The 22,525-nt window shown below is 66.8% G+C and carries 23 protein-coding genes; 12 read left to right on the top strand and 11 right to left on the bottom strand.

Translation table 11 applies throughout. From position 1 onward, the window contains the following. The first annotated feature begins 32 nt into the window (after nucleotides 1-32). From AC1DK4_RS18165 to AC1DK4_RS18150, 4 genes are all read left to right on the top strand, one after another. Entirely contained in the window at nucleotides 33-935 is a 903-nt protein-coding gene (locus AC1DK4_RS18165) for a LysR family transcriptional regulator (protein WP_441616617.1), read from the top strand. A 210-nt stretch (nucleotides 936-1,145) separates the two neighbouring features. After that, nucleotides 1,146-2,483 carry an MFS transporter gene (locus AC1DK4_RS18160; protein WP_441616615.1) on the top strand — a complete coding sequence of 446 codons (1,338 nt, stop codon included), beginning with the start codon at nucleotides 1,146-1,148 and terminating at the stop codon, nucleotides 2,481-2,483. A gap of 152 nt (nucleotides 2,484-2,635) precedes the next feature. Next, a complete protein-coding gene (locus AC1DK4_RS18155; protein ID WP_441616613.1) occupies nucleotides 2,636-3,841 on the top strand; it encodes a CaiB/BaiF CoA transferase family protein in 1,206 nt (401 codons plus the stop codon). Further along, nucleotides 3,838-4,821, top strand: a complete 984-nt coding sequence (locus AC1DK4_RS18150) for a hydroxymethylglutaryl-CoA lyase (protein ID WP_441616611.1) — start codon at nucleotides 3,838-3,840, stop codon at nucleotides 4,819-4,821. Before AC1DK4_RS18155 ends, AC1DK4_RS18150 begins: the two co-directional genes overlap by 4 nt. A gap of 66 nt (nucleotides 4,822-4,887) precedes the next feature. Here AC1DK4_RS18150 and AC1DK4_RS18145 read toward each other — a convergent pair whose 3' ends face one another. The 4 genes from AC1DK4_RS18145 to AC1DK4_RS18130 all read right to left on the bottom strand — a co-directional run bounded on the left by AC1DK4_RS18145 (nucleotide 4,888) and on the right by AC1DK4_RS18130 (nucleotide 6,696). Beyond that, the gene (locus AC1DK4_RS18145; RefSeq protein WP_441616609.1) at nucleotides 4,888-5,283 is read right to left on the bottom strand and encodes a RidA family protein; all 396 of its coding nucleotides are present in this window, start codon (nucleotides 5,281-5,283) and stop codon (nucleotides 4,888-4,890) included. A gap of 97 nt (nucleotides 5,284-5,380) precedes the next feature. Then, on the bottom strand, nucleotides 5,381-5,635 hold the full coding sequence (locus AC1DK4_RS18140) for a hypothetical protein (RefSeq protein ID WP_441616607.1): 255 nt from the start codon (nucleotides 5,633-5,635) through the stop codon (nucleotides 5,381-5,383). Between the two features lie 350 nt (nucleotides 5,636-5,985). Continuing rightward, on the bottom strand, nucleotides 5,986-6,123 hold the full coding sequence (locus tag AC1DK4_RS18135; protein ID WP_441616605.1) for a hypothetical protein: 138 nt from the start codon (nucleotides 6,121-6,123) through the stop codon (nucleotides 5,986-5,988). 195 nt (nucleotides 6,124-6,318) lie between these two features. After that, complete coding sequence (locus AC1DK4_RS18130; protein ID WP_441616603.1) at nucleotides 6,319-6,696, bottom strand: cupin domain-containing protein; 378 nt, start codon at nucleotides 6,694-6,696, stop codon at nucleotides 6,319-6,321. Between the two features lie 239 nt (nucleotides 6,697-6,935). On the opposite strand from AC1DK4_RS18130, the gene AC1DK4_RS18125 reads away from it, so the two are divergent. The 3 genes from AC1DK4_RS18125 to AC1DK4_RS18115 all read left to right on the top strand — a co-directional run bounded on the left by AC1DK4_RS18125 (nucleotide 6,936) and on the right by AC1DK4_RS18115 (nucleotide 9,886). Then, entirely contained in the window at nucleotides 6,936-7,382 is a 447-nt protein-coding gene (locus AC1DK4_RS18125) for a cupin domain-containing protein (RefSeq protein ID WP_441616601.1), read from the top strand. Between the two features lie 229 nt (nucleotides 7,383-7,611). After that, on the top strand, nucleotides 7,612-8,922 hold the full coding sequence (locus AC1DK4_RS18120) for a dicarboxylate/amino acid:cation symporter (protein ID WP_477131678.1): 1,311 nt from the start codon (nucleotides 7,612-7,614) through the stop codon (nucleotides 8,920-8,922). Between the two features lie 31 nt (nucleotides 8,923-8,953). Next, on the top strand, nucleotides 8,954-9,886 hold the full coding sequence (locus tag AC1DK4_RS18115) for an amino acid ABC transporter substrate-binding protein (protein ID WP_441616597.1): 933 nt from the start codon (nucleotides 8,954-8,956) through the stop codon (nucleotides 9,884-9,886). Nucleotides 9,887-9,926: 40 nt separating this feature from the next. On the opposite strand, the gene AC1DK4_RS18110 is transcribed toward AC1DK4_RS18115, so the two are convergent. Continuing rightward, on the bottom strand, nucleotides 9,927-10,691 hold the full coding sequence (locus AC1DK4_RS18110; RefSeq protein ID WP_441616595.1) for a DUF899 domain-containing protein: 765 nt from the start codon (nucleotides 10,689-10,691) through the stop codon (nucleotides 9,927-9,929). 124 nt (nucleotides 10,692-10,815) lie between these two features. On the opposite strand from AC1DK4_RS18110, the gene AC1DK4_RS18105 reads away from it, so the two are divergent. Beyond that, nucleotides 10,816-12,036 (top strand): helix-turn-helix domain-containing protein, encoded by a 1,221-nt coding sequence (locus AC1DK4_RS18105; protein WP_441616593.1) that lies wholly within the window; start codon nucleotides 10,816-10,818, stop codon nucleotides 12,034-12,036. Between the two features lie 9 nt (nucleotides 12,037-12,045). Beyond that, complete coding sequence (locus AC1DK4_RS18100; protein ID WP_441616591.1) at nucleotides 12,046-12,732, top strand: Vgb family protein; 687 nt, start codon at nucleotides 12,046-12,048, stop codon at nucleotides 12,730-12,732. Between the two features lie 18 nt (nucleotides 12,733-12,750). On the opposite strand, the gene AC1DK4_RS18095 is transcribed toward AC1DK4_RS18100, so the two are convergent. From AC1DK4_RS18095 to AC1DK4_RS18085, 3 genes are read right to left on the bottom strand one after another with little or no spacing between them, the layout of a single operon-like run. Next, nucleotides 12,751-13,722, bottom strand: a complete 972-nt coding sequence (locus AC1DK4_RS18095; RefSeq protein ID WP_441616589.1) for a Bug family tripartite tricarboxylate transporter substrate binding protein — start codon at nucleotides 13,720-13,722, stop codon at nucleotides 12,751-12,753. Nucleotides 13,723-13,742: 20 nt separating this feature from the next. Next, nucleotides 13,743-14,915 carry a CaiB/BaiF CoA transferase family protein gene (locus AC1DK4_RS18090; protein ID WP_477131677.1) on the bottom strand — a complete coding sequence of 391 codons (1,173 nt, stop codon included), beginning with the start codon at nucleotides 14,913-14,915 and terminating at the stop codon, nucleotides 13,743-13,745. A gap of 18 nt (nucleotides 14,916-14,933) precedes the next feature. Then, a complete protein-coding gene (locus AC1DK4_RS18085) occupies nucleotides 14,934-15,740 on the bottom strand; it encodes a citryl-CoA lyase (RefSeq protein WP_441616585.1) in 807 nt (268 codons plus the stop codon). A gap of 145 nt (nucleotides 15,741-15,885) precedes the next feature. On the opposite strand from AC1DK4_RS18085, the gene AC1DK4_RS18080 reads away from it, so the two are divergent. Then, on the top strand, nucleotides 15,886-16,779 hold the full coding sequence (locus tag AC1DK4_RS18080; protein ID WP_441616583.1) for a LysR substrate-binding domain-containing protein: 894 nt from the start codon (nucleotides 15,886-15,888) through the stop codon (nucleotides 16,777-16,779). A gap of 68 nt (nucleotides 16,780-16,847) precedes the next feature. Here the strand turns inward: AC1DK4_RS18080 and AC1DK4_RS18075 are convergent, their stop codons facing one another. Beyond that, on the bottom strand, nucleotides 16,848-18,146 hold the full coding sequence (locus AC1DK4_RS18075; protein WP_441616581.1) for a TAXI family TRAP transporter solute-binding subunit: 1,299 nt from the start codon (nucleotides 18,144-18,146) through the stop codon (nucleotides 16,848-16,850). Nucleotides 18,147-18,365: 219 nt separating this feature from the next. After that, a complete protein-coding gene (locus tag AC1DK4_RS18070) occupies nucleotides 18,366-19,268 on the bottom strand; it encodes an alpha/beta hydrolase (protein WP_441616579.1) in 903 nt (300 codons plus the stop codon). 251 nt (nucleotides 19,269-19,519) lie between these two features. Here AC1DK4_RS18070 and AC1DK4_RS18065 point away from each other — a divergent pair, with 251 nt between their 5' ends. Further along, a complete protein-coding gene (locus tag AC1DK4_RS18065) occupies nucleotides 19,520-19,741 on the top strand; it encodes a hypothetical protein (protein WP_441616577.1) in 222 nt (73 codons plus the stop codon). A gap of 96 nt (nucleotides 19,742-19,837) precedes the next feature. On the opposite strand, the gene AC1DK4_RS18060 is transcribed toward AC1DK4_RS18065, so the two are convergent. Beyond that, complete coding sequence (locus tag AC1DK4_RS18060; protein ID WP_441616575.1) at nucleotides 19,838-20,725, bottom strand: LysR family transcriptional regulator; 888 nt, start codon at nucleotides 20,723-20,725, stop codon at nucleotides 19,838-19,840. Between the two features lie 240 nt (nucleotides 20,726-20,965). Here AC1DK4_RS18060 and AC1DK4_RS18055 point away from each other — a divergent pair, with 240 nt between their 5' ends. Continuing rightward, entirely contained in the window at nucleotides 20,966-22,435 is a 1,470-nt protein-coding gene (locus AC1DK4_RS18055; RefSeq protein ID WP_441616573.1) for an amidase, read from the top strand. Nucleotides 22,436-22,525 lie beyond the last annotated feature (90 nt).

Genomic DNA, 22,525 nt, shown 5'->3' with positions numbered 1-22,525 from the left:
AATGCGAGGCCTCCGCGTGAATATCGGCAATCATGAATCCGCACCGTCTCGACCTGGTCTCCCTTTCCCTGTTCAACCTGGTGGTCCGCTCCGGCAGCATCAGCAAGGGCGCGACGCTGGCCCACGTGGCGGTGGGCGCGGCCAGCAAGCGAATCTCCGACCTGGAGGCGGCGGTGGGCTCGAGCCTGCTGGAGCGACATTCGCGGGGCGTTTCCCTGACTGTCGCCGGGCAGGCGCTGTACCGCCACGCCCAACGCATTCTCGACGATGTCGACCTGCTGGTCGCCGACCTCTCCGACTACGCGTCGGGGATCGTCGGGGTGGTGCGCCTGTGGGTCAACACGTCGGCCGTCACCCAGTTCCTGCCCAGCGAGCTTGCCACTTTCGTGCAGGCAAATCCCGGCATACGGATCGAGCTCGAGGAGCAGAACAGTAGCGAGGTGGTGCAGGCGGTGCTGGACGGCCGGGCGGATATTGGCATCTTTGCCGATCGGACGCCCGCGCCGGGCCTGCACCAGGTGAAATACCGGGAAGACCGCCTGGGCCTGGTGGTGCCGCGCAGCCACGCGCTCGCGGGACGGCGCACGGTGAATTTTGAAGAAGCACTGGACTTCGACTTCGTCAGCCTGTCGGAGGGCACCTCCCTGGCCAAGCGCCTGCAGGCGGAGACCGAAGCGCTGGGACGCCGCCTGAAGCTGCGCATCCAGGTCCGCAGCTTCGATGCCATGTGCCAGATGGTGGCGGCCGGCATGGGCGTCGCCGTGCTGCCGTCCCATGCCGTTCACGCCCTTGTCCGGCCGCTGAACCTGCGCCAGATCCCGCTCAAGGACACCTGGGCCCGGCGCCAGCTTCTCATCGGCCTGCGCGATCCGAACGCCCTCCCGCGCCATGTGCGCACGCTCGTCGATCATCTCTGCGAGGCGCCCGCGGCCTAGCCTGCGCCTGGCGCGGGACCGGGCCAGCCAGCCCCTTCCAGCTTTCGCGTTTCGGGAAAGCTGCGTTCTCGCCTTCGTTCTTCTCCGGCTGAGTGCGGTCATCCAGAATGCCGCCATGCGTCACCAAGAGCGCCAACCACTCAGCAATTGCCAGACTCTCTGCGTCGCCGGTGCGACCGCGGGCAAGAGCAGCAAGCAAAGGAGACCAAGATGACCCAGGCTCAATCCCTGCCCATTGGCGCGCGCCCGCTGGCGCCGCCTGACGAATCGCGCACCGTGCGCAAGGTGGCATGGCGAATCATGCCCCTGATCATGGTGTGCTACCTGTTCGCGTTCTTCGATCGCATCAACATCAGCTTTGCCAAGTTCGCCCTGCAGAGCGACCTCGGCCTGAGCGACACGGCGTACGGCCTGGGTGCGGGCCTCTTCGTCGTGGGCTATGTGCTGTTCGAGGTGCCTAGCAACCTCATGCTCTACAAGGTCGGGGCGCGGCGCTGGATTGCCCGCATCATGGTGTCATGGGGCATCGCCACCGCCCTGATGGCCTTTGTCCAGACCGAATGGCAGTTCTACTCCCTGCGCTTCCTGATCGGCGCCATGGAAGCCGGGTTCGCGCCCGGCGTGCTGTTCTACCTGACCCTGTGGTTTCCGCTCGCTTATCGCGGCCGCATCACTTCCATGCTGTTCCTGGCCTCGGCCTTTGCCGGCCTGGTCGGCGCGCCTGCCGCGGGCCTCGTCCTGTCGCACATGGAGGGCTTCCTGTCGATGCGAGGCTGGCACTGGCTGTTCCTCGTGGGGGGCGTGCCCTGCGTGGTGCTCGGCTACCTTGTCTTCAGGCTGTTGAATGACCGCATCCAGGATGCCGCCTGGCTCACGCCGGACGAACAGGCCCTGCTCTCGAGCCGCATCGCGGAGCAGAACAAAGGCGTTGGTGGCCACTCCCTGCTCGACGCGCTGAAGGCGCCCGGCTTCCTGACCCTGGGCCTGGCCTACTTCCTCATCCAGATCAGCTCCTACGGCCTCAATTTCTGGGCTCCTCACCTGATCCGCGCCTCGGGCATCGCCAATCCCACTACCATCGGCCTTCTCACCGCGGTTCCATATCTCTTCGGTGCGATCGCCATGGTAGTGGTGGGGCGCCTCTCGGATGCGACCGGCGAGCGCAGCAAGTTCGTGGCGGGGCTGATGGTGATGGCCGCCATCGGCTTCTTCAGCGCGGGCGTGTTCGACAAGCAGGCCGGCTTGCTCGTGGCCGCGCTGGCGATCATGGGCGCGGGCGTTATCGCTTCGATCCCCGCCTTCTGGGCGCTGCCGCCGAAGCTGGTGAGCGGGGTCGGCGCCGCGGGCGGCATCGCACTGATCAATACCCTGGGCCAGCTCGGCGGCATCGTCAGCCCCGTCATGGTGGGTCGCATCAAGGACTTGACGGGCAGCACCACGCCAGCCTTGTACGTGATCGGATGCCTGGCCCTGATCTGCGCCGCGATCCTCCTGTTCGGGCTCCCCGCGAAGCTGCGCGCAAAGGAAGACAAGCGCCCCGCCCACTGAGAACCGGGCCAGCGCAGCGCATTGCTCCGCCGCAACGCTGCGCCGAGTCCCGCCTCAGGGAATCTCGCCTCAGGGGAGCCTCCCTTGCACATGGCGATTGATGGCGTCTTCTAGAATCAACCGACAACCGACACACGAGAACGAGGTCGATCATGAACAAGGACATTCCAGTTGCCGCGCTGCAGGGCGTGCGCGTCATCGAGATGGGGCAGCTGATCGCCGGCCCCTTCGCCGGCAAGACGCTGGGCGAATTCGGCGCCGACGTCATCAAGATCGAGCCCCCGGGCAGCGGCGACCCGTTGCGCAACTGGCGCCTGATCAAGGAAGGCACCTCCGTGTGGTGGCAGGTGCAATCGCGCAACAAGCGCTCCATCGCCCTGGACCTGCGCAGCAGCGAGGGCCAGGACATCGCCAGAAAGCTCATCGCCGAAGCCGATGTGCTGATCGAGAATTTCCGGCCCGGCACGCTGGAGAGCTGGGGCATGGGCTGGGACGTGCTGTCCGCGCTCAATCCGGGGCTCGTGATGCTGCGCATCTCCGGCTATGGCCAGACCGGCCCTTACCGGGACCTGCCGGGCTTCGGCGCCATCGGCGAGGCCATGGGCGGCTTGCGCCATCTCACCGGGGAGCCGGGCCGGGTACCGGTGCGCTGCGGCATCTCGATCGGCGACACCCTTGCGGCGCTCCATGGGACCATCGGCATCCTCACGGCGCTTTACCACCGCAAGGTCAACGGCGGCCACGGGCAAGTGATCGACGTGGCCCTGAACGAGGCGGTGTTCAACGTCATGGAGAGCCTGATTCCCGAGTACAGCGCCTTCGGCGCCGTCAGGGAAGCTGCCGGCAGCGCCCTGCCCGGGATCGCTCCCTCCAACGCCTACCGCTGCAGCGACGGCTTTGTGCTGATCGCCGGCAACGGCGACAGCATCTTCCGGCGCCTGATGCAGACCATCGGCCGGGACGACCTGGCCGCCGATCCCGCGCTGGAGAACAACGCGGGGCGCGTTGCGCGCGCGGCCGAGCTGGACAGCGCCATCGAGGCCTGGACGCTCACGCGGCCGGTGAGCCAGGTCGTGGAAATCCTGGGCTCGGCGCGGGTGCCGGCGGGCAAGGTCTACACCGCGAAGGACATCGCCGAGGATCCGCATTACCGGGCGCGTGACATGATTCTTTCCCAGACGACGCGGGACGGGTTCGATGTCGAGGTGCCCGGCGTGGTCCCCAAGCTGCTGGGCACGCCGGGCTCGGTCCGCACCTCGGCACCGGGTCTCGGCGACGATACCGACGGGGTCTTGCTGGAAATCGGCTTTTCGGCCCAGGACATCGCCGCCTTGCGCGGCAGGAAGGTGGTGGCATGAATACCTGGAACGGTGCCGGACGGCACATCTACATGCAGGAAGTCGGCATGCGGGACGGCCTTCAGGCCGAACGGGCCTTCGTGCCCACCGCGGACAAGGTCGCGCTGGTGAATGCCCTGTCCCGGGCCGGCATGGCGAAGATCGAAGTGACGGCATTCGTCTCGCCCAAGGCGATTCCGGCGCTGAGCGATGCGCAGGACGTGCTGGGCGCCATCGAACGCCACCCCGGCGTTGTCTACAGCGCCCTCGTACCCAATGTGCGAGGCGCGGAGCGCGCCATCGAGGCCGGCACGGACGAGTTGAACCTGGTCATGTCCGCCAGCGAGTCCCACAACCTCGCCAACCTGAGGATGACCCGGGCCCAGTCCTTCGCTGCCCTGTCGGAGGTGGCCGGCATCGCCCGCGACGCTGGCGCCGCCGTCAACATCTCGCTGTCCTGCAGCTTCGGCTGTCCCATGGAGGGCGACGTGCCTGCGGCGGCGGTGCTCGACTGGTGTGCCCGCCATATCGAGGAAATCGGCACCCACGGCATCACCCTGTGCGACACCACCGGCATGGCATACCCGGGCCAGGTGGCCGCGCTGACACGCCGCTTCCGGGAGCGCTGGCCGGATACCGAACTGACCCTGCATTTCCACAACACCCGCGGCATGGGGCTGGCCAACGTGCTTGCGGCCATCGACGCCGGCGCCGACCGCTTCGACGCTTCGCTCGGCGGCATCGGCGGCTGCCCGTACGCCCCGGGTGCCACGGGCAACGTTTGCACGGAGGAGATCGTCCATGCGCTGCAACTCATGGACTACGACACCGGGGTGGACCTTGCCCGCGTCCTCGAGGCCGCGAGGACGCTGTCGGCCCTGCTTGGCCATGACATCCCGAGCCAGATCCTGAAGGCTGGACGCCGGCTCGACCTGCATGCGCCGCCCGCCGACTTCGCCGCCATCCGGGAGCGTGCGCACAGCCGGCCCGCAACGCCGTGAGCCCCGCGCCGCGGCAGCCGGTTCGCACTGGTTTGCGCACGCTGCCGCGGGCACGGCGCCCACGCTTCATGCCGCCGGGTCCGGCTCCCCGAATACCGCAATGCACTCCACCTCAACCCTGGCGCCAAGCGCTAGCCCGCTGGCGCCGAGTGCGCTGCGCGCAGGGTATGGCGCCTGGAAGAAATCCTTGTAGACCTCGTTGAAGATATGCCATTCGCTGATATCAGCCAGCATGATGGTGCATTTCGCAACCCGCTGCAGCGACAAGCCGTGTGCTTCGAGCGTGCCGCGGATATTCATCAGCGTCTGCCTGGCCTCTTCGCGAATCCCCCCCGGCACTAGCCGGGTGGTGCCCGGTACGATGCCCATCTGCCCGGACAGATAGAGCAGCTCGCCAACTCGCACGCCTTCGGAGAAAGGCAGCCCGGCAGGAAGAACCTTGCCTGAATTCAGGAATTCCATATTGCGCCCCGTGTCAGCAGTGGGAACCGCGAACCGCGCGCGCCGCCCGGTCGCGTCCAACCGGTTTTCAGTGTAGGGCAAGGATGCCCGGGGTTAACTAATGTGACTCCTGATGTACTGCATTCCTGGCCGCGCCGTAGCCCTCGCGGGCCTTGCCTGCCACGCCATGGGCGACGTCCCTGGCAGCGTGGCCGATGCCGCGGCCGGCGTCGCGCGCCAGCTCTCCGGTCCTTTTGACAGCATGCACGGTTGCCTGCTTGACCTCATGCGCGGCCTGGCGCGCATCGGCCCTGGCCAGCGGACTGAGCGTCAGCGTGACCAGGGCAGCCAGAATGAATTTCCGATTTTTCACGAAGGCGATTCCAACAAAAAGCGCGGCGAGCCGGCGAGCGGATGCGCGGGCATCCACCGGCGCGGGGCCGCTTGCTCACAGGGCGCTATTGTAGGCGGATTGGTCGAGGCACTGGATGCCAGCCCCGGATGACCAGGCGGGGGGCTGCGGGCAGCCAGCCGGCAGCGGGGCTGCGTGGCGGTGCCTGGCGATGGTGTTCGGTTTCAACGGCGAGGACCAGATCCTGCTGCCGGATCATGGTGCGCCTCCCGTCATGGTCCGCGCGTTCGGGACAGATCGGCTTCACTGCGGCGACCGGCCTGCATGGCTGGTTGCGCCGTGCCGCGGCTTCAGCTTCGGCCTCAGCCGGGTCAGGACTTCTTCTTGGCGACGCCGTCATTGCCCACGCGCGACTGCACCGTGCCGAACGGGCTTGCCGGCGCTGCCGGTTTCTTCGGCTGCTTTGGCTTCTTCGCTTCGCGGTTGCCGCGTAGTTGACTCTTGGCCATGGTGATACTCCTTTGGAATCCTGATGCGTTGCTTGCCGGAGGGCAGATCCAGCATACGCCGTTAATCCAAAGCAAAGGGAAATATCGTATATGGAATGCGGCCGGCCATATCTTCAAGCGATATGCCGCCATGCCGGGCTGCCCCGGATAAGCGCGAGCGTGCGGACAGCGTCCTGGCTCCCGCGCGGGTTCGCCTCAGGTCTGCACCGCCACCATCAGGGCGGGCACTGCGCTCTTGACCGTGCTCTTATGCCCAAGCCCCGTCGTGTCCTCGAGGAGAATCGCAAGCCCCGGCTTTCCCAGCAACCGCTGGCCGTCGCTCACCTCGAATTCCATCTCACCGGAGAGAAAGAAGAGCCATTGGCGTTTCGGGCTCGGGTGGAAATCGCCGAAATACGCCACTGGCACGGACAGGAACGCGTAAGCGGATGCGGGCTGCAGGCCGGAGACAAGAATCGGCGGCGCCGGAGGAACGAAATCCGTGGACGCCATGCCGAGGCAAAGGCCTTCCTCGATATGCGACTCACCTTTGGCGTCCGCGTAGAGGCGCGCGTATGTCACAGCGTTGTCCATGGTGGCTCGGCTCCTTCGGCGCGAACATGCGCTGACTGATTGTAGGACAGCGATGCCCGGCCGATGGCGGCCGCCCGCCTTGCCGACTGCGGCGACATGCTGCCGCGGCTTGCAAATGAGCCCGGCCGGGTCGCGCCTGCTTGCAGCCGATCGGCCGCTCGCGGATAGTGCACGCCGACCTACAATGACAATGCAATGCGGGGGGACAGACCAGAGCCCCCAATTTCAAGGGGCTGACAATGACTCCTGGCCGCGCGAACCAGGGCGAACCGATCAAGGTTGGCCAACTGGACATCCAGTACCTGATCGATGGAACCGCCACGGGCGGGATGGGTGCCTTCGAGATGACGGTGCCGCCCGGCTCGCAAGTGCCGCCGCCGCATAGCCACACACACAACGAAGAGTGCGTCTATGTGCTGGAAGGCGTACTTCGGTACTCGGTCGACGGCGTTGCCCGTGACCTGGCGCGCGGCGACTATATGCTCTCCCCACGCGGATCGGTCCATCACTTCAGCAATCCGCACGGTGACACGGCCCGCGCGCTGATTGTCATGACGCCCGACCTTGGCGCCCAGTACTTCCGCGACGTCGCGGCCATCATCAATGGCGGCGGACCGCCCGACCGCGCCAGGCTTGCCGAGGTCATGTCCGGGTACGGGCTGGTGCCGGCGCCGCCCGGCGCATAGCACTCGCCAGGCAATCGCTTCCAGTGATGCGGTTTCCCGCATCTCGGGTGTTTCTCACCGGAACACCCGGCCCGACTGGCGGGGGCAACTGTGACGGATCATGGACTTTGCGCGATCCGGCGCGATCGGGGTCACGCCAGGGATTGCCCATTGCCGCTGCGGCGACCTATCGTTATTTAGGTGCAGACCTCGGCGCAGGACGTCCACCCGGAAGCCCCAAGGAGAAGTCATGAGCAAGAAGTCCCATATCACGACGTATATCGTCATCGCGATGATTCTCGGCGRCGTGGTCGGTTACGCTTGCCACATCGCTTTCCCGGATCCCAAGCTCGCGAAAGACGTCGCCGGATACATCTCGATCATCACCGATGTGTTCCTGCGGCTGATCAAGATGATCATCGCGCCGCTGGTCTTCTCCACGCTCGTGATGGGCATCGCGCACATGGGAGATGCCAGCACGGTGGGGCGCGTCGGCGTCAAGGCACTCGGCTGGTTCATCACCGCGTCGCTGGTATCCCTGACGCTGGGCCTGATCATGGCCACGCTGCTGCAGCCCGGCACCAATATCGGCCTGCCGCTGCCCGAGGTGGGCGCCGCCACCAACCTCAAGACCAACGCCTTCACGCTGAAAGACTTCGTGGCCCACACGGTGCCAAAATCCGTGGCCGAGGCCATGGCCAACAACGAAATCCTGCAGATCGTGGTGTTCTCGATCTTCTTCGGCACGGCCCTGTCCACCCTGGGAGAGCGGGGCGCGCGCATGGCCGGCGTCATCGAGGACCTGGCACAGGTGATGTTGAAGATCACCGGCGCGGTCATGTGGCTGGCACCGGTGGCGGTGTTCGCCGCCATTGCATCGACGGTGACCACGCAAGGCCTGGGTATTCTCCTGACCTTCGCCAAGTTCATGGGCAGCTTCTACCTGGCCCTGATCGTGCTGTGGGGCCTGCTGACACTGGCGGGCATGGCGTTCCTCGGCAAACGGACCTTCACGCTGATCCGCCTTATCCGCGAGCCGTTCCTGCTGTCGTTCTCCACCGCAAGTTCGGAAGCCGCTTACCCGAAGATGCTGGAGGCGCTCGACAAGTTCGGGGTCAGCCGCAAGATCTCCAGCTTCGTGCTGCCGCTGGGCTACTCGTTCAACCTGGACGGGTCGATGATGTATTGCACCTTCGCCGTCCTGTTCATCGCCCAGGCGTATGACATTCATCTGCCGCTGGGCACCCAGATCACCATGCTGCTGCTCCTGATGCTCACATCGAAGGGGATGGCGGGCGTGCCGCGCGCCTCGCTGGTGGTGATCGCGGCCACGCTGAACCAGTTCAACATCCCGGAAGCGGGCCTGCTGCTGATCATGGGCGTGGACCAGTTCCTCGACATGGGCCGCTCGGCGACCAATGCCGTCGGGAACTCGATCGCCTCCGCCGTGGTAGCCAAGTGGGAAGGCCAGCTCGCGAGCGAGTCCACGCTCGGTCCCGGCGAGGGCGGCGTCGGCGGCGGGCCGGTGCCGCTGCACAAGCCGGACGCCGTGCGTGCATAGCCGTCCGGGCCCGGATCTGGGAGAAGCGCGCATGCATGCCATACAAGTACGCCGGTGGTCCCTGCCCGGCCATCCGATGCTGCAAGCGGTCGTGGCCCTGTGCATGGCGATATGCGTCGGCATCGTCTCGGCTCAGGAAGCCATCGAGCTGCGCGGCACCCTGAGGAAAGCCAAGGACACCGGCAGCCTGACCATCGGCTACCGGGAGTCGTCCCTGCCGTTCTCGTACCTGAACCAGGCCAACAGGCCGATCGGGTACGCGATCGATATCTGTACGGCCATCGTGCAAGCCGCGGGGGCAGAGGTCGGACGCGAGTTGTCGATCCAGTGGGTGCCGGTGACGTCCGAGAACCGCTTTGACGCCATTGTCTCGGGCAAGATCGACCTGGAGTGCGGATCGACCACACGCAACGCCGAGCGCCTGCAGCGCGTCGCGTTCTCGCCCGTGATCTTCATTGCCGGTACCAAGCTGATGGTGCCGCACGGCTCGCCGATCAGGTTGCCCCGCGACCTGAAAGGCAAGACGGTGGTCGCCACGGCAGGCACGACCAACGCCCAGGCGCTGGAGCGGCTGTCCGCGCGATTCGACCTGGGGCTGAAAATCATCCGCGCGCGCGACCACGCCGATGCGTTCGAGGTGCTGCGGCACGGCGGCGCCGACGCCTATGCGGGGGACGATGTGCTCCTGTACGGCATGATTGCCAAGTACGCCGCCGGCAAGAAATACGACATCACCCGCGATTTTCTCTCTTACGACCCGTACGGGATCATGCTGCGCAAGGGCGATCCCCAGTTCTCGGCTGTGGTGGACAAGGCCGTTCGCGAGCTGATCACCTCCGGAGAACTGGAGCGCCTGTACAAGCAATGGTTCCTTGACCGGCTGCCCACCGGTGAGCGCCTTGGCATCCCGATGAGCGCGCAACTGGAGGACATCATCAGCGCGACGCCGGAACCGCCGGACTAGAGACGCGCCGCAAGGACGCCAGCAACACCCGCGAACTGGTTCAGCGCTGGTCGTACTCGTCGTGGCGGCGCCACCAGACGCCTGTCTCGTTGCGCCCCCTGGGGGCACGGTCGAGCCACTGGTACATGCCCCAGAGCCCGTCCAGTCCGCGCGCATAGGTGGAATAGGTGTGATAGACGACGCCGTCCTCCAGCACGAACACGCTCATGCCCGGCCTGTCGCGCGAGAACGTCGGCGCGTCGGTCCCGCATGTGGCTGCGATCCGGGCGACCGGCTCCGGGACCCGGGTCGCGTCCATCGCATGGCCGGCGCGCCGGTAGTTGTATTCGATGTCCCCCGCACGCTGTTGCGCCTCGGTAAACGAGACGTTGAAGTCGAAGTTGAAGTCGCTGTCGAGCGAGGACGCCCAGGGAAACGTCCATCCCATCCGCCGCTGGTACGCCTGCAGCTTCGCGAGCGGAGCCCGCGACACCGCCATGAGCGTGACGTCGTGGTTCGCCAGGTGGACGACGAAGCCGTCGAAACCGTCCGCGATCGCCGAGCAGGACGGGCAACCCGCCGTGTAGTCGGGCCCGAACATGAAGTGATAGACAAGGAGCTGCGAGCGTCCCCCGAAGAGGTCTGCCAGCGAAGCGCTCCCCTGCCCGGTCTCGAATCGGTACGCCTTGTCGACCCGGACCCACGGCAGCGCCTGACGTTGCCGCGCCAGTTCGTCGCTGCGCCGCGTCAACTCCTTCTCCGCCTCGAGCAGCTCGAACCGCGCTGCCAGCCACGCTTCGCGTGTCCCGGTCATGTGTCCTGTCATCGTTCTCTCCTTGGCTGTCCTGCGTCGTTCTTTCGGTTCCCGGTACGACGTGCTGGCCGGGGGTCGTGTGCTAGATTAGTACCGGGCATCGAACGGTGGGAGTGACAAGTTTGGCGGGATTCAGATGGACTCGCTGATCACGGCCGCGGCGCGTGCGCTCGCCGCGGGTGATCCCCTCGGCGCGCTGAACCGGATCGCCTTGCGCGACGACGCCCCTGCGCTTGCGCTTCGCGGCATCGCGATGGCGCAGCTCGGCGATCTCGCTCGCGCGAAGGCGCTGGTGCGAAGCGCGGCACGCGCCTTCGGCCCGAAAGAGGCCGTGGCCCGCGCGAGGTGTATCGTCGCCGAGGCCGAGATCGCGCTGGCCTCGCGCGAGCTGGGCTGGCCTGCGAAGGCGCTCGACGCGGCGCGGGCGACGCTCGAGGCGCACGGCGACCGCGTAAACGCTGCCCATGCGCGCCATCTCGAACTCCGGCGCCTCCTCCTGATCGGGCACCTCGACGAGGCCGAGCGTGCGCTCGCCGGGCTCGACCCCGCGCCCTTCCCGCCCGCGGCGCGGGCCGCCCACGAACTGGTCGTTGCCGGCATCGCGATGCGACGCCTGCGCACGCAGGCGGCGCGCGCCGCGCTCGCCCGGGCCGGGCGGGCCGCGCGTCTCGCAGGTATCCCCGCGCTGGCGGCGGAGGTCGAAAGCGCGCGCCTCGTCCTGGACACGCCCGCGGCGCGCCTGATCGCGCGTGGCGAGCAACGACTCCTCCTGCTGGAGGAAGTCGAGGCGTTGCAGGCGTCGCAGGCGCTCGTGGTGGACGCGTGCCGCCATGTCGTGCGCGACGCGGGCACGGTGGTGTCGCTCGCAAGGCGTCCGGTGCTGTTCGCGCTCGCCCGCGCACTGGGCGAAGCCTGGCCCGCAGACGCGCCGAGGGCCACGCTCGTCGCGCGGGCGTTCCGCGCGAAGCTCGCCGATGAATCTCACCGCGCGCGGTTGCGAGTCGAAGTCGGGCGACTTCGCACGGTGCTCGGGACGCTGGCCGGCGTGAGCGCGACGAAGCGGGGATTTGCGCTGGTACCGCGTCGCGCATGCGAGGTCGTGGTGCTGGCGCGGCCKGTCGAAGAGGCGCATGCGGCAATGCTGGCATTGCTCGCCGACGGCGAGACGTGGTCGAGTTCGGCCCTGGCGCTTGCGCTCGGAGCCAGCCAGCGCACCGTGCAGCGGGCGCTCGACTCGCTTGCGGCAGCCGGCAAGGTACAGTCGTTTGGTCGCGGGCGCGCTCGTCGCTGGCTGACCCCACCCGTGCCGGGATTCGCGGCGACCTTGTTGCTCCCCGATCCACTACCAGGTGACTAGGATGGAAGCATGAAGCGATCAGCAGCCGAAATTCTCCGCGAATACGGGCCCTTTCCGGGTGTCGACCATGTGCATGGCGTCACATATGACGGCCAGCGCGTCTGGCTGGCTGCCGGAGACAAGCTCAACGCCTTCGATCCGGCAAGCGGGGAGACGCTGCGCTCGATCGATGTCGCCGCGCAGGCGGGAACGGCCTTCGACGGCCGGCACCTGTTCCAGATCGCCGGCGATCGCATCCAGAAGATCGATCCGGACACCGGCCGCGTGCTCGCCACCATCCCGGCGCCCGGCGGCGGCGGCGACTCGGGGCTGGCGTGGGCCGAAGGGACGCTCTGGGTGGGCCAGTATCGGGACCGCAAGATCCATCAGGTCGATCCCCTGACAGGGGCGATTCTCCGCACCATCGCGTCCAACCGCTTCGTCACCGGGGTCACCTGGATCGACGGGGAACTGTGGCACGGCACCTGGGAAGATGAGGCGAGCGATCTGAGGCGGGTCGATCCGCGCACGGGCGAGGTCCTGGAGAGCCTCGAGATGCCGCCTGGCGTCGGCGTATCGGGGCTCGAGTCCGATGGCGGCGACCAGTTCTTCTGCGGAGGCGGAAGCAGCGGCAAGGTCAGGGCCGTCCGCCGGCCCAGGCCAGGCCTGGCGGACGGCAGCGGCCCCGCGATTCCCGCCGGCTCCGCTGGCGAGTAAGCGGGGCGGCCGGCAGCTTCAGTCGACCTGCGCGTTCGATTGCTTGACGACGGCGGTCCACTTCTGCATCTCGCCATTCACGAAGCCAGGCAATTGCGCCGTCTCCAGCGTGGCAGCCTCCAGGCCCTGCGCCGCCAGTTGCTTCTGGACGGCCGGATCCTGCAGTACCGCCTGCATCGTCTGCACCAGGCGGGTCCGCGCCTGGGCACCGAGTCCGGCCGGGCCGGCCAGCATGAACCAGGCCGTCAGGTCGAAGCCGGGATAGCCCGACTCGGCCACCGTCGGCACGTCAGGCGCCGCCACCGAGCGGCGCTGGCTGCTTGCGGCCAGCGCGCGCAGCTTGTGGCCCTTGAGGTAGGGCAGCACGGCCACCGGGTGATAGAACATGAAGTCCACCTGCCCGCCCAGCACCGCGGTCAACGCCTGGCCGCCTTCCTTGAACGGCACGTGCGTCATGCTCACGCCCGCCATCGACTTGAGCAGTTCGCCCGCCAGGTGGCCGGAGGTACCGCTGCCCGCCGAGCCGAACGACAGCTTGTCCGGATGTGCCTTGGCGTAAGCGATCAGGTCGGCCAGCGTCTTGTACGGCGCGTCCTCGCGGACCACCAGCAGCGTCGGCGTATAGCCCGGGATGCCGATGAACGAGAAGTCCTTGCCCGGATCGTACGGCAGCTTGCGATAGAGCGCCTTGTTGATGGCGAGCGTGCCGACGGTGCCCATCGTGAGCGTATAGCCGTCGCCCTTGGACTTGGCGACATAGTCGGTGCCGATCGCGCCGCCCGCGCCAGCCTTGTTCTCCACCACGATCGGCTGGCCGAGTTTCTTGCCCATGGCCTCGCCGATGATGCGCGCGGTGATGTCCGTGGACGTGCCGCCGCCAAACGGCACCACCAGCCGTACCGGCCTGGAGGGATAGTCGTCGGCCCGGGCAAGGCCGGCGATGAGGGTGAAGGCAGCCATCGCGGCTGCCGCCGTCAGTATCTTCTTCATGTCTCCTCCTTTGCGGATTGTCAGGAACCGGTCTGTGCCGGACTTCCCGTTTGCGCCAGTGCGGCGCGGACTTCTTCGCGAACCTGTTCGTTATGCTCGCCCAGCAACGGCGGCGCCATCACATCCAGCGCGCGCTGCCCGTCGAACGACACCGGACTGCGTACCGTCCTGAATTCCCCGAGCGTGGGATGCYGCCCCGTGACCAGCAGTTGCAGGTGCCTGGCCTGCGGGTCTTCCAGCGCCTCGCTGGTGTCGTACATCGGCGCGTGCGGCACATCCTCCGCCTCCAGCCGCTCGCACCATTGTGCCCGCGGGCGCTGGCGGAACAGGCCGCCGAGCAGGTCGATCAGCGCCTCCTGGCTGCCAATGCGCGCTTCGCGCGTGGCAAAGCGCGGGTCCTTGAACAGGTCCGGGCGCTCGATGGCGTTGGCCAGCCCCTGCCAGAATTTCTCGGGCGACGACATGTGCAGGGCGATCCATTTGCCGTCGCCGCACTCCAGCACATACGACTGCGACACACTGGGGCGGCTGTACGGACCCATGACTTCGCCGGCCGAATAGTAATGCGTGAAGGCGTCGAGGTTGAAATGGCTCATCGCCTCCAGCATCGACACTTCCACCTTGCGGCCCACGCCGGTGCGGTTGCGCTCATGGAGTGCGCCAAGGATGCCGTACGCGGCGTAGAAACCCGTCATCGCATCGGCAATCGCCGGGCCGACCACGCGCGGATTGGCCGGGTTGACCAGCAGGTTCAGGAAGCCGCTGGCCGCCTGCGCCACCGTGTCGTAGCTCGGGCGCGACGCTGCCGGCCCGGTGGCGCCAAAGCCGCTGATGGCGCAATAGATGAGGCGCGGATTGAGCTCGCGCAAGCGCGCCTCCCCTGCGCCCAGGCGCTCCGCCGCGCCGGGGCGGAAGTTCTGGATATAGACGTCGGCGTCTCGCACCAGATCGTCGAAGACCTGCAGGTCCTCGGGATGCTTGGTGTTGAGGGTGATGCTGCGCTTGTTGCGGTTGTAGGTCTGGAAATGCGGGCTGTAGAGCCCTCCCTTGAACGCGCGGAACGGGTCACCGGTCTCGGGCTGCTCGATCTTCACGACGTCGGCACCGAGGTCGCCAAGCAGCATGCCGGCGGCGGGTCCGGTAATAAAGGTCCCCTGTTCCAGGACCTTGACGCCTTGCAGGACTTTGATCATCTGAAGCTCCGTCTACGGTCAGGCTTGCGGGTCGAAGCCGGCGGGCGTCTCGCCGGTGTAGACCACTTCGCGCGTAGCCTGGTACGACAGCGCAAAGCCGATCGAGTGGCGCAGCTCTTCGCTCAGGTGCGCGATCAGGCCGCCGGTGCGCGCCAGGATCGGCACGCCCTTGAGGGCATTGAGCGGAAAGCCCACGCCCAGCAGCACGGCCGGAATCGCCGCCGAGACGTTGAGGCTGAGCTCCTTGCCGACAATGCCGGGGATGACGGATTCCACGGCATCGGCGATATCGATGTAGGTGGTATCGGCGCCCGCCTCGCGCGCCACGTTGATCAGCGCGGCCACGCGCGGATCGCGCGCCTTGTGCAGCGGGTGGCCATAGCCGGGGATGGCGCGGCGCGCCTCGCGCCAGGCGTGGACAACGGCCTTGGCCGCCTGCTCGATGGTCTCGCCGCCCGCCATGCGCTCGCGCACTTCCGTAAACAGCACGCCGGCGGTCTCTGACGCGCCCAGGATGACCGAGCCGCAGCCGAGGATGCCGGCCGCCACCGCGCCCTGCAGCGCATCGGGCGCCGCGGCCAGCGTCATGCGGCTGGCCTGCACGCTCGGCACCAGCCCGTGCTCTGCAATGGCGACCAGCGTCGCGTCCACCACCTTGACCGCGGCGGCGTCGGGCCGCTTGCCCGTGACCAGGAAGTAGAAGTACTCGGTAAAGCTGAGCTTGCCGATCAGGTCCTGGCACAGGTCCGCGCCGCGGACCACGATGGTTTCCGTGCTGGACGTGCTGATGGCGGTCTGCGGGATGGTTTCCTTGCCGATCTTCATGGTGGTGGGGTCTCCGTTGGTATAGGGCTGGTCTGGCTAGTCTATGGGCACCGCCATCACAGATGGAAATGATTAATTTCACTCAAAACCATCGATGGCATCTATGTAAGATAGCGGGATCCCCGAACCCTGCTGGCAGCACCCCATGGAACTCCGACATCTGCGCTACTTCGAAGCGCTGGCCGAAACCTTGAATTTCACGCGCGCGGCAGAGCGCGTGCATGTGACGCAATCAACACTGTCGCACCAGATCCGGCAACTGGAGGAAGAGATCGGCCAGCCCCTGTTCGACCGCGTCGGCAAGCGCGTTTCCATGACGGAGGCCGGCGAGACCCTGCTGCTCCATATCGGCCCGGCGCTGCGGCAGGTGGACCGCGCCATCCATGCCGTGCGCGACGAAAAGGAGCCGCTGGTGGGCGAGGTCCGGGTCGGCGCGACGCATAGCTTCAATATCCGGCTGATCCCGCAGTGCGTGTCGTTGTTCCTGGGCCGCTACCCTTCGGTGCGCGTGATCGTGGAAGAGCTGAGCGCGGCCGATATCACCGAGCGCCTCGCTGAGGGCAAGCTCGACCTGGGCGTGTCATACCGGCCGGCGCAGGCCGATGCGCTGTTCTTCGAGCCGCTGTACAACGAGGAAATGAAGCTGGTCGTGAGCGACCGCCACCCCATGGCCGGCCGAAAGCGTGCGCGCATGGTGGAGCTGCACGGCATGCGCATGGTGCTGCTGCCCTCCTACTTTGCCACCCGCCAGTTGCTCGACGAGTGCTTCCGGGCGGCTGCGGCGGAACCCCAGGTCATCGCCGAGCTCAATTCGATCGCGCCAATGCTGGAGTTGGTGCGCCAGACCGATATCGCGGCCGTGATCGGCGCAAGCGCGGAGTCCGATGGCGAAGGCCTGCGCTTCATCGCGCTAGAAAGCCCCACGCCGCAGCGCACGCCAGGCCTGCTCTGGAAGCGTGGCGCAGCGCGCGCGGTACCCGTGCGGTTTTTTGCCACCACGGTACGGCGCGTGGTGGAGCGGCTCGGACAGAAAGGCTGAGGGCGATCTCGCCGGCAACGCCCTGTCGTGCCGCAACGCGGCCTGCCGAAGCGGATCTCCGCGCCGGGCTATTCCCTCACCTTCCCGGCGGCCTGGTCAATCCGGCCCCTTACGACGCCAATCGCCTGCTTGAGCGCGTAGACATCCTGGAAGTAGCGATGCGGAATCCGGATCTGGCTGGCATGCGCATCGATGTTCTCGATTTCATCGCGCCATTGCGCAATCTGGTCCGGGGTCGGCTGCCCGTTTTTCCATATTTCATCTTCCAGCGCCTTGATTTCGCGATACCAGACCACGAGCCGGTTCTTGATCCGCGCCTCCGCCATGCGCGGCAATGCCTGCAGCAGGCCCAGCAGCAAGGCCATGAAGGGAAGCAGGATCAGCAGGCGCCGTTCGATAAAGCTGGCAAGCCAGAATGGAAGGTAGCGCTGCAGGAAAGGACGACCCGATCTGAAGTAGCGGGTGCTTTCGTCCGAGACGGGAAATTCATCGCTGTTCAGGTTGGGAAACGTGCCTAGCGGCGTGAAGTAGTCCTCGCCGCCGTGGACGGTCCTGGCCGCTTCCAGCAGCAGGTAGACCAGGGCCGGATGCAGCGTGTCCTTGGACACGAGCAGGGCCGTGGCCGCCAGCAGCGTGACGTCAGCCTGCGGGAGATCGTTGACGATGCTGGTCGAGGCGCGCGGGAAGACAATCTTGGAGAGAGACGGGAATTTCTGCACCAGGGCATCGGCCTGGGCAAAGCTCATCAGCTTCAGGTCACTGTTGAGCAGCGTCTGCTGCATCTCGGCATCCGGCCTGCCGATAAAGAACGCCGCATCCAGGCCACCCTCCTCGAGGCCTTGATATGCCTTGGCTGCATCCATTTCCAGCAACCTGGTATTGCCGTCGGTGACGCCACTATGCGCGAGCAAGACCCGGGCGACGTTGAGCAAGCCGCTGCCCGGCACGCCGATGGCGACCCTTTTGCCGCGCAATTGTGCCAGCCGGTCGACGGTGATGCCGCCACGGTAAAACACCCAGATCGGTTCATACGAGATGGCAGCGATGGTCTGCAGGCGGTCGGTTTCCTCCGGACTGGCGGTGCCCGACTGGATAAAGCCCACTTCGTATTCGCTGCCCGGATTCTTCAGCCGCGCGTAATTCTCGACCGAGCCGGACGAACTGCGGATATCGAGCTTGATGCCGTCGCGCTTGAGGATGGGGGCATAGCGATCGGCGAAGCCGCGGTAGATGCCCTTGTCCGCCCCGGTCGTGATGACGATCGTGCGCTGGATGGCGGGCTTGAGCACTGTCGCCAGCCCCCAGGCCAGCGCGGCCAGCAGCAGTATCGCGCCAATGACGAGAAGCCGCCGGCGCCCCGGTGTCATGGGGGTCTTCTGGCTACGGTGAAGCGCTGGGTTCTGCCTGGGCATCGTTTGGCCTCTCTTGCCAGCCCGCTCCCGCGCCGGGCGGGCCAGGAGCAAGCGTTTGCGTGGCGGCGTTGCTGGAAGCCACCGCTGACACGAGGAAGGTCGTCGCCCTGGCCGCAACGGCCGGGCGATCCTTGCCCGCTCGCTCCGGGCCGGCGCCTGATACTTTTTTTCCCGTCAGGACGGCCCTGGCATCTCGTCAAGCACCGCACGAACGAAGGCGCCCATCGAGGCGAGCGATCGGCGGCCAGCATCGACCTGTTGATAGAACAGGCTCCACGCATGAATCATGTCAGGCCAGAGTTCCAGCCTGGCTCGCAAGTTCGCCTCGCCCGCCCGCTGGGCGAGACGGATCGAATCGTCGAGCAGCGTTTCTGCCGTGCCGACCTGAATCAGCATCGGAGGAAGCCCGGTGAGATCGGCATGAACCGGCGAGACAAGCGGCATGCGCGGACTGGCGCCGTTCAAATAGGCCGCCGCCGCTTCGAGCAGGTATGGCTTCTGGATCAGGGGATCCACGGCTGCCTTGGTCACCATGGACTCGCCGGTCATTTCCAGATCGGTCCATGGCGAACTCAACCACGTGCAGGCAGGAAGGGGAATGCCCAGGTCTCGCAACGAGACGAGCGTCGCCAACGCCAGTCCGCCGCCTGCGCTTTCCCCGGCCAGTGCAATGTTCGCGGGTTCATAGCCCTGCGACAGCAGAAATCGATACCCGGCGATCGCATCCTCCAGGGCAGCGGGAAACGGGTGCTCGGGCGCAAGCCTGTAGTCCAGAGCCAAGGTGCGGGTCCGTGCCTCTCGCCCAATCTGCGCGACCATGTGCCGGTGGCTGAGAAGAGAGCCCGAGATATACGCCCCCCCATGGAGAAACACCAGGACCCGCGCCGGATCGGCCGCGGGTGTCATGGTCCATTCGGCGGGAACGCCGTCGACATTGGCGGCCTCGACCTGCACGTCCGGCGCCACGGGATAGCGGCCGAGCAACGAGTCCAGACGCTTGCGCCGTTCGGAAAGCTCGCCCGGACGGGGCTGGCTTGCCAGTAGGTTGCGGACAGCTTCGATCTGGGGATCGGACATCTTGCGGCTCCTGGAGGAGGACGATCGGAAGACGTGGCGGGAGGCCTCCGACCGTTGGCCTTGCCGGCCATGCAGCGTGCCGCGCGCGGCAGAGCGAACTCTCAACACTTTAGGCTGCACGGTCGGTAAATTCAAAGAGGCCGGAACGCGATGCCATGGGCACCATGGATGTCCGGCGCGAAACACTGGCGAGTTGCCTCTCGTCTCTGCCCGCCCTGCTTGGCAGAGACCGTAGCGCAAGGGGTAGGTCAATGAACGATGCCGAGGCCGCACTCTCACGCGGTACGTTGTTGGGCGACGCGACCAACGTCGGTTCGGAGCCAGCGCGCAGAAAATCGGCGCCATCTAGCCGGATGCCGCGCTTTCGCCACTCTCGAGCCGATCGAATCGAGCTCGGCGAGGGCGCGGCCGTTGTCGCGCAGATTCACGGCGTGCTCTGCGCACGCCAGCAACTTGCTCGCGCTACGCTCTAGGCTGCCACACTGCCGACGCAAGTCCCGCACCCTGCCGCACCCTGCCACATCCGCCCGCCGTTGCCGGCGGCCAGCGCCGCGATGCATCCCGCGCAGCTAGGCATCGAGCGCCCACACGTCGCGTAGCGCGTCCCGCATGGCGATGATTGCCGGGTCCTGCTCGCGCGCTTCCTGGTACAGCAGGCACAGACGGGTATCGCGCTCGTAGCCGCTCAGCCGGATCGCTTCGCCCGCGGCCTCGGCCCGTTGCGCCAGCTCATCGCGCAGCAGGCCGATTCCCACGCCGGCGGCCACCAGCGCGCCGATCAGCGCTTCGTGATCGGCCTCGACAGTGCCGGCCGGATGAATGCCCGCCTGCGCGCAGATCTCCGCCATCATCTCCTGGTGCGCACTGTCCGGCGTCATGCGAAGCCAGGGCAAGCGGGCCAGTTCTTGCGCATCGGCACCGCCAAGGCGCGCGCCCCACGATGGCGGCGCCACCAGGCAAAAGCTCAGCGACTTCAGGAGCAGCGCACGCGCGCCCCTCGGCGTTGTCCTGGCGACCAGGATGGCCGCATCGATCTCGGAACTCTGCAGCGCCGCCCGCAGCCATGGCGTGCGTCCGACCTGCAGGTCGATCTTCAGCCCGGGATACTGCGTGACCATATGCTGCATGAAGGGTCCGATGCGCAGCATCGCAGGATCCAGCATCACCACGCCGACACGCAGATGGCCCTCGATCTGGCCACGCAAACCCTTCGCGGCGTTCACGAAGTTGCCAAACGCTTCGATCGCGCTCTCTGCGCGGCCCAGGAGTTCCTGCCCGCTCTGCGTCAGCGTGACCGATGATGTGGAACGCGACAGCAGGCGAACCCCGAGATCCTCTTCAAGCTGCCTGAGCTGGCCGCTGACGGCGGGCTGCGTGATGTGCAGCGCCTCGGCGGCCCTCGTGACGCTGGCCAGGCGCGCGACCGTGACGAAGGTCCTGAGTTGACGGATATCCATGGCGAAACCTGATGAGTGGCGCCCCTGCGCCGGGGCCGATGGCGCATCGCGCCGGGAGCGGGATTTCACCTTCGCGGCACGGGAAAGCCGCAAAAGCCTGGCTTATGAGCTTCATCGCGATATGTGATTTCCGGTGTGCGGACACGAACATTATTCTGGAACACGCCAGGCGCCACAACCCGGGAGCAACCCAGGGTGCGAGGAGCGCCGAAGGCCGAACACAAACCAGAAGGAGACCTCATGGATACGAACCCTGCCACCGGCAATGGCCCCGACGAAAATATGCCGGCATTGTGCCGCCTGAGCGCGAGCGAAGCCGTCAGGCTGCTCAGGCAAGGGGAAATCGCGCCCCTGGATCTGGTGGACGCCGCGATCGCGCGCATCGAGGCGGTCGATCCGGTGATCAACGCTTTGCCGATTCGCTGCTTCGAGGCAGCCCGCAAGGTTGCGAAGGACTTCACCAGGCCCGCCGACGACGTCGCGGGCGATCCTGGCTGGCTGGCCGGCCTGCCGATCGCGGTCAAGGACTATAACGACCTGGGCGGCTGCCCCACCACTTACGGGTCGCCCATCTACGCGAATCGCATCGCCGCGCGCTCGGACCTGACCATCGCGAACCTGCAGCGGCATGGCGCCATTGCGCTGGCCAAGTCCAACGTTCCCGAGTTCGCCGGCGCCAATACGTTCAATACCGTATTTGGCGCCACGCGCAACCCCTGGAATACCGCACTGACGGTGGGCGGATCGTCCGGCGGCTCGGCCGCGGCGCTTGCCGCCGGCATGGTCTGGCTCGCCACCGGCAATGACCTGGGCGGCAGCCTGCGCATCCCTGCGAGCTACTGCGGCGTCGTGGGCATGCGCCCGAGCGTGGGGCGGGTGGCGCGACCGGAGTCGGTGGTCCCCTTCGACCCGCTCTGGGTGGAGGGGCCGATGGGACGCTGCGTCGCGGATGTCGCCCTGATGCTCGACGCGCAGGCGGGATTCGATGCGCGCGATCCGCTCTCGCTACCACGCCCGCAAGTCCCTTTCTCGCATGCGGTCCGCCGTCCTGTCGCGCCGGTCCGGGTCGGCTACAGCGCGGACCTCGGCATTGGCAAGGTGGATGCCGAGGTCGCGGCGCTGTGCCGGGCAGCGGCCCTGCGCTTCGCGGATTTCGGCACCGTCGTGGACGATGGCCAGCCAGACCTTGCCGGCGGCTTCGAGGCCTTCCAGACCTTGCGCGCCAACCTGGTTGCCGCCGTCAGGGGCCCCCTGCTCGAAGCACACCGCGAACACATCTGCGAGGAGATCGTCTGGAACATCGAGAAAGGCCGCAAGCAGAGCGGCGAGGATGTGGCGCGCGCAGAACGCTTGCGCGGCGAGCTGTTCATGCGCGTTGGCGCCTTCTTCGCGCATCACGACCTGTTGATCTGCCCGACGGTGGCCGTGCCCCCGTACCCCGTCGCGCAGCGCTATCCGACGCAGATCAATGGCGAGCCGCTGGGCTCGTATATCGACTGGATGTATCTCACCTTCGTGCTGACGCTGACCGGCTGCCCCGCGATCTCGGTTCCGATCGGGCTGACTTCCGACGGCCGTCCGGTCGGCCTGCAGTTGCTGGGACGGCCGCGCGGCGACTTCGACCTGCTGTCGGCCGCCGCGCTGCTCGAACAGACACTTGGCATGGCAAGCCAGGTACCGCGCAGCCCGCGCCTGGCCGGGGCGCTGTAGCCCTGTGATTTCCGCACCGGCAGGCAAGCGTGCTGGCACGCCAGCCGCTTCGCCTCCCGGGGAAGACTGTGCAACGTGAGAGGCAGGATC

The sequence above is a fragment of the Cupriavidus sp. 05N38 genome, assembly GCF_056397345.1.
This window is presented reverse-complemented; position numbering and strand designations above follow the sequence as displayed.

Coding starts and splice junctions, on each gene's coding strand:
- AC1DK4_RS18055 (WP_441616573.1), top strand. CDS start 20,966: ATGGATACGAACCCTGCCACCGGCAATGGCCCCGACGAAAATATGCCG.
- AC1DK4_RS18080 (WP_441616583.1), top strand. CDS start 15,886: ATGGAACTCCGACATCTGCGCTACTTCGAAGCGCTGGCCGAAACCTTG.
- AC1DK4_RS18075 (WP_441616581.1), bottom strand. CDS start 18,146: ATGACACCGGGGCGCCGGCGGCTTCTCGTCATTGGCGCGATACTGCTG.
- AC1DK4_RS18065 (WP_441616577.1), top strand. CDS start 19,520: ATGAACGATGCCGAGGCCGCACTCTCACGCGGTACGTTGTTGGGCGAC.
- AC1DK4_RS18085 (WP_441616585.1), bottom strand. CDS start 15,740: ATGAAGATCGGCAAGGAAACCATCCCGCAGACCGCCATCAGCACGTCC.
- AC1DK4_RS18165 (WP_441616617.1), top strand. CDS start 33: ATGAATCCGCACCGTCTCGACCTGGTCTCCCTTTCCCTGTTCAACCTG.
- AC1DK4_RS18155 (WP_441616613.1), top strand. CDS start 2,636: ATGAACAAGGACATTCCAGTTGCCGCGCTGCAGGGCGTGCGCGTCATC.
- AC1DK4_RS18070 (WP_441616579.1), bottom strand. CDS start 19,268: ATGTCCGATCCCCAGATCGAAGCTGTCCGCAACCTACTGGCAAGCCAG.
- AC1DK4_RS18060 (WP_441616575.1), bottom strand. CDS start 20,725: ATGGATATCCGTCAACTCAGGACCTTCGTCACGGTCGCGCGCCTGGCC.
- AC1DK4_RS18110 (WP_441616595.1), bottom strand. CDS start 10,691: ATGACAGGACACATGACCGGGACACGCGAAGCGTGGCTGGCAGCGCGG.
- AC1DK4_RS18130 (WP_441616603.1), bottom strand. CDS start 6,696: ATGGACAACGCTGTGACATACGCGCGCCTCTACGCGGACGCCAAAGGT.
- AC1DK4_RS18095 (WP_441616589.1), bottom strand. CDS start 13,722: ATGAAGAAGATACTGACGGCGGCAGCCGCGATGGCTGCCTTCACCCTC.
- AC1DK4_RS18125 (WP_441616601.1), top strand. CDS start 6,936: ATGACTCCTGGCCGCGCGAACCAGGGCGAACCGATCAAGGTTGGCCAA.
- AC1DK4_RS18160 (WP_441616615.1), top strand. CDS start 1,146: ATGACCCAGGCTCAATCCCTGCCCATTGGCGCGCGCCCGCTGGCGCCG.
- AC1DK4_RS18115 (WP_441616597.1), top strand. CDS start 8,954: ATGCATGCCATACAAGTACGCCGGTGGTCCCTGCCCGGCCATCCGATG.
- AC1DK4_RS18150 (WP_441616611.1), top strand. CDS start 3,838: ATGAATACCTGGAACGGTGCCGGACGGCACATCTACATGCAGGAAGTC.
- AC1DK4_RS18135 (WP_441616605.1), bottom strand. CDS start 6,123: ATGGCCAAGAGTCAACTACGCGGCAACCGCGAAGCGAAGAAGCCAAAG.
- AC1DK4_RS18100 (WP_441616591.1), top strand. CDS start 12,046: ATGAAGCGATCAGCAGCCGAAATTCTCCGCGAATACGGGCCCTTTCCG.
- AC1DK4_RS18145 (WP_441616609.1), bottom strand. CDS start 5,283: ATGGAATTCCTGAATTCAGGCAAGGTTCTTCCTGCCGGGCTGCCTTTC.